At 69.9% G+C, this 5,050-nt stretch carries 5 protein-coding genes; 4 read left to right on the forward strand and 1 reads right to left on the reverse strand.

Annotation, left to right across the window (positions count from 1 at the left end; genetic code table 11):
- Positions 1–103: 103 nt before the first annotated feature.
- Entirely contained in the window at positions 104–514 is a 411-nt protein-coding gene (locus ACZ6S5_RS28065) for an SSI family serine proteinase inhibitor (protein WP_466005156.1), read from the reverse strand.
- A 260-nt stretch (positions 515–774) separates the two neighbouring features.
- Here ACZ6S5_RS28065 and ACZ6S5_RS28070 point away from each other — a divergent pair, with 260 nt between their 5' ends.
- From ACZ6S5_RS28070 to ACZ6S5_RS28085, 4 genes are all read left to right on the forward strand, one after another.
- Positions 775–1,806 carry an ABC transporter permease gene (locus tag ACZ6S5_RS28070; RefSeq protein ID WP_466005158.1) on the forward strand — a complete coding sequence of 344 codons (1,032 nt, stop codon included), beginning with the start codon at positions 775–777 and terminating at the stop codon, positions 1,804–1,806.
- A 59-nt stretch (positions 1,807–1,865) separates the two neighbouring features.
- Positions 1,866–3,608, forward strand: a complete 1,743-nt coding sequence (locus tag ACZ6S5_RS28075) for an ABC transporter substrate-binding protein (protein ID WP_466005160.1) — start codon at positions 1,866–1,868, stop codon at positions 3,606–3,608.
- Positions 3,609–3,669: 61 nt separating this feature from the next.
- A complete protein-coding gene (locus ACZ6S5_RS28080; RefSeq protein WP_466005162.1) occupies positions 3,670–4,659 on the forward strand; it encodes an ABC transporter permease in 990 nt (329 codons plus the stop codon).
- A gap of 14 nt (positions 4,660–4,673) precedes the next feature.
- Positions 4,674–5,050: ATP-binding cassette domain-containing protein (locus ACZ6S5_RS28085; protein WP_466005164.1), on the forward strand; the 377-nt coding region annotated here is incomplete at its 3' end.

Raw genomic sequence — 5,050 nt, forward strand, 5'->3', positions numbered from 1 at the left:
TCCGCTCCCCCCGCGGATCCCCCCCCCCCCCCCTTCCCCCCCCCCTCCCCCCCCCCCCCCCCCCCCCCCCCCCCCCCCCCCCCCCCCCCCCCCGCGCCCGGTCTCAGAAGTCGAACAGCACGCCCGTGCCGCGGTGCAGCAGGCAGCGGTTGTCGAAGGTCCGGGTGTACGTCACCGGACGGTCCTGCCAGAAGCCGACCGCCCGCGCGGTCAGCGGGGCGTGCTCGCGGGTGCACGGGTCGGGGTCTACGGTCAGGGCGGCCAGGTCGCCGTTCACGCGGGCGACGAGGCGGCAGGCGGCCACCGGATCGGGGTGCAGCCCGCCGACCGGGCCGCAGATCAGCACGGTGGAGCGGAGCCCGCCGGCGTTGTCGTCGACGGTGAGCAGCAGCACCGACGGCGTCTCGGGTCCGGGCCGGGGCGCCGCCTCGGCGGGCGACGTGGCGGTCAGGGCGGCGAGCCCGCCGAGGGCGGCGGCCACCGCCAGCGCGGTGGTACGTCGGGTGGAGGGCATGGTGGTGTCCTTCCGGAATGTCCGAACGGTTGACAACCGGAGTGACACCCCGCTCCCACGCATTCCTGATCCGGTCGGGCAACGGCCGGGAAGGATGACAACCGAATAGCGCCGTTATTGCAGCGAGTCATTCCGTAAATCAGATCGTTGCCGATGCCTGACAACCGATCCGGCCGTTACCGTAACGATTCAATTCGCAGTTCCAGAACGGTTTACGGTCGGGTGGCAGGACGTATTCGTCGCCGTCGGGAGGGATCCTCATGAGCGACCTGTCCCATCCACCGTCCCTGACCGCCCCCGGCGATCCGGCCGCCCCGGACCCGGCCGTGGCGAGCGACGCCCCGGCGGTGACCGGCCGGCCGGAGATCGTCGGCCGGTCGCCGAACCAGCTCGCCTGGCTGCGGTTGAAGCGCGACCGGACCGCCCGGGCGAGCGCCCTGACCCTGCTCGTCGCCGCGGTCGTCGCGCTCGGCGCGCCGCTGCTCGGCGGGCTCACCGGGATTGACCCGACGGACAAGTTCGTCGATCGGCTCAATGATTTCGGAATGCCGGTCGGGTACGCGGGCGGCATCAGTTCGAAACATTGGCTCGGCCTCGAACCGGGCAGCGGCCGGGACATCCTGCTGCAGTTGGTCTACGGCCTCCGTACGTCATTGTTCATCGCGTTCGCCTCAGCCCTGCTGGCGTCTCTCATCGGTGTCGCGGTCGGGGTGGTCGCCGGCTGGGCCCGGGGCTGGCTGGACAGCGTGGTGAACTGGCTGATCGACCTCACCCTGGCGTTTCCGTTCCTCATTTTCGCCCTCGCGGTCATCCCGATCCTCGAGGACCGCTTCTACTCCGAGCGGGAGGCCCCGTCGCCGGCCTTCCGGGTCGCCCTGATCGTCGCCACCTTCGGACTGTTCAGTTGGACGTACACCGCGCGGCTGGTCCGCGGCCAGGTGATCTCGCTGCGCGAGCGGGAGTTCGTCGACGCCGCCCGGGCCGCCGGCGCCGGCACCGGGCACATCCTCTTCCGGCAGCTGCTGCCGAACATCTGGGCGCCGATCCTGGTCACGGTCTCGCTGAACGTGCCGCAGTTCATCGCCATCGAGGCCGCGCTGGCCTTCGTCAACGTCGGCGTCACCGAACCCACGCCCGACCTCGGCCGGATGATCTACAACAGCATCGGCTACGTGGCCAGCGACCCCTGGTACACCCTGTTCCCCGGATTGACGATCTTCCTGCTGGTCCTGGCGTTCAACCTCTTCGGTGACGCGCTGCGCGACTCGCTGGATCCCCGGTCGACCCGGTAACCCCCCGGTCATCTACACGCCCGGCCGGCGGGGGCCGCCGGGCGGGAAGGGAGCACATCGTGCGAGCACGAACCCGGACACTGACCGGTGTCCTCGCCGCGGCGCTGGTCGCCGCCGGTTGCAGCCCCACCACCGACGGCGGAGGCGGCGGCAACGACAAGACGAAGACCCAGACCGGCTCGATCTCCTACGAGGCGGCCGACAACCAGGGCCCGGCCAAGGCGGTCGACGGGGCCACCTCCGGCGGCACCCTCACCGTCATGCAGAACTCCGATTTCGAGCACCTCGACCCGGCCCGCAACTACGTCAACGTGCAGCAGGTGACCGGCGGGCTGCTCTACCGGTCGCTCAACGGCTACAAGGAGGACGGCAGCGGCAAGCTGCTGCTTGTCGGCGACCTGGCCACCAACCCCGGCAAGGACGTCAACAAGGACTGCAAGGTCTGGGAGTTCACCCTGCGGGACGGGGTGAAGTACGAGGACGGCTCCCCGGTGACCAGCAAGGACGTGGCGTACGGCATCGCCCGCTCGTTCGCGCCCAACCTCAACGAGGGGCCCCACTACATCCAGCAGTGGCTCTACCCGGGCGGGGTGTACAACGCCACGTACAAGGGGCCGTACGACGGTGGCAAGGCCGCGCCGGACGGCATCGAGACACCCGACGACAAGACCATCCGGTTCACCTTCCCGGAGCCGCACTGCGACCTGCCGTACGCAGCGGCGCTGCCCACCACCGCCCCGGTGCCAGCCGCCAAGGACACCAAGGCCAACTACGACCTGCGGCCGTTTTCCTCCGGCCCCTACCGGGTGAAGTCCTACCAGCGGGACGTGGCGTTGGAGCTGGAGCGCAACCCGAACTGGGACCCGAAGACCGACCCGATCCGCAACGCGTACCCGGACGGCATCCGGGTCACCTTCGGCCTGGAGCAGGCGCAGATCGCCGAACGTCTCGTCGCCGACGCCCCGGCCGACCAGGCCGCGCTGAGCTGGACCGACGTGCCGCCCGCCGTGCTGCCCCGGACCACCGCCGCGGGCGTGGTCGAGCGGGTGGTGAAGGGCCCGACCCAGTACACCTGGGTGCTGAGCATCAACACGCAGCGGGTCACCGACCTGAACGTGCGCCGCGCGCTCAACTACGCGGTGGACAAGGACGCCGCCCTCAAGGCCCTCGGCGGGCAGGCGGCCGGCTCGCCGGCCACCACGCTCATGTCGCCGACCACCGCCGGGTGGAAGAAGTACGACGTGTTCAACGCCCCGGTGACCGGTGACAAGGGGAAGGTGACCGAGCTGCTCGGCGGCAAGCGCCCGAGGCTGGTGCTCGCCCACTCCAACACGGAGCTACGCACCCAGCAGGCCGAGGCGATCCGCAAGAACCTCACCGACATGGGCTTCGACATCGTCATGAAGCCCATCGACAACAGCAGCTACTACGACGAGATCGGCCGGAAGAACAACCCGTACGACCTCTACATGAGCGGCTGGGGCTCGGACTGGCCGACCGGCTCCACGATCATCCCCCCGGTCTATGACGGGCGGGAGATCGTGGCAGAGGGGAACAACAACGTCTCGTACCTCGACGAGCCGGCGGTCAGCGCGGAGATCGACCGGGTCCGCGCCCTCCCCGCCGCCGAGCAGGACGCCGGCTGGATGGCCCTGGACGAGAAGATCATGAAGGAGTACGTGCCGGTGGTGCCCTGCTACTACGACGCCACCTACGAACTGCACGGGTCGAAGGTCGGCAACGCCTTCCTCAGCGACGCCTTCGGCATCATCTCGCTCAACGGCATCTACGTGAAGAAGTGACCGCCCGTGGGGGCGGTCCGGGTCCGGGCCGCCCCCACCGTCTACCGGGGGAGGTGCTCCCGTGTTCCGTTTCGTGGTCCGGCGGCTGCTCGTCGCCGGGGTGACCCTCGCCGTGATCAGCCTGGTCACCTTCGGTCTCTTCTTCGCCGTGCCGAGCAGCCCGGCCAAGGTGATGTGCGGCAAGAACTGCACCGCGGAGGACATCGCGCAGGTCGAGCAGCGGCTCGGCATCGACCAGCCGTTGCCCCGCCAGTACGCGGACTTCGTCAAGGGCGTCGTCGCCGGCCGCACCTACGGCTCGGGGGACTTCCGCCAGGACTGCCCGGCGCCCTGCCTCGGCTACTCGTTCCGCAACAACCAGCCGGTCACCGAGATCATCGTCCAGCGCGCCCCGGTGACCTTCAGCATCGTCCTCGGCGGGGCGGTGCTCTGGCTGACCCTGGGCGTCTCGCTGGGCATGGTGTCGGCGTTGCGCCGTGGGACGGCCGTGGACCGCGCCGCGATCGGCGTGACCCTGGCCGGAGCGTCCATGCAGGTCTACTTCTTCGGCCTGATCCTGCTCTACCTGCTGGTGTACGCCACCGGGCTGCTGCCGTTCCCCAACTACACCCCGCTGACCGAGAACCCGCTCCGCTGGGCGGTGGGGCTGCTGCTGCCCTGGATGACGCTGGGCTTCCTCAACTCGGCCCTCTACGCCCGGCTGTCCCGGGCGCAGATGCTGGAGACCCTGTCCGAGGACTTCGTGCGTACGGCCCGGGCGAAGGGACTGTCGGCGCGGCAGGTGCACCTCCGCCACGCGCTGCGGGCCGCGATCACCCCGATCGTCACCATCGCCGGCCTGGACATCGGCGCCAGTCTCGGCGGCACGTTCATCACCGAGACCATCTTCGGGCTGCAGGGGCTGGGCAAGGCCACCGTGGAGGCGGTGCAGTTCCTCAACCTGCCGGTGGTCATGGCCACCGTGCTGCTGGCCGCGGTCTTCATCGTGGTCGCCAACATCGTGGTCGACGTGCTCTACGCGGTCATCGACCCGCGGGTCCGGCTCAACTGACGGGAGGATTCGACATGGTGCAGCTACCGGCGCCGCGCCCGGGTGAGGGCGCATACCTGCGAGTCAGGGATCTGCGGGTGCGGTTCGACACCGAGGACGGTGTGGTCCGGGCCGTGGACGGGGTGTCGTTCTCGGTCGAGCGGGGTCGCACCCTGGGGATCGTGGGCGAGTCCGGGTCGGGCAAGAGCGTGACGTCGCTGGCGATCCTGGGTCTGCACAACGCGAAGCGCACGACGATCTCCGGGGAGATCTCCGTCGGTGGCCGTGAGCTGGTGGGGCTGCCGGAGGAGGAGGTACGGCGGCTGCGGGGCCGGGACATGGCGATGATCTTTCAGGATCCGTTGTCGGCGTTGCATCCGTACTACACGGTGGGGCGGCAGATCGCCGAGGC

It is taken from the genome of Micromonospora sp. NPDC051924 (assembly GCF_055586005.1).

What these genes read in the sequence shown, in the direction of transcription:
- ACZ6S5_RS28065 (WP_466005156.1), bottom strand. Translation starts at nt 514, where the DNA reads ATGCCCTCCACCCGACGTACCACCGCGCTGGCGGTGGCCGCCGCCCTC.
- ACZ6S5_RS28070 (WP_466005158.1), top strand. Translation starts at nt 775, where the DNA reads ATGAGCGACCTGTCCCATCCACCGTCCCTGACCGCCCCCGGCGATCCG.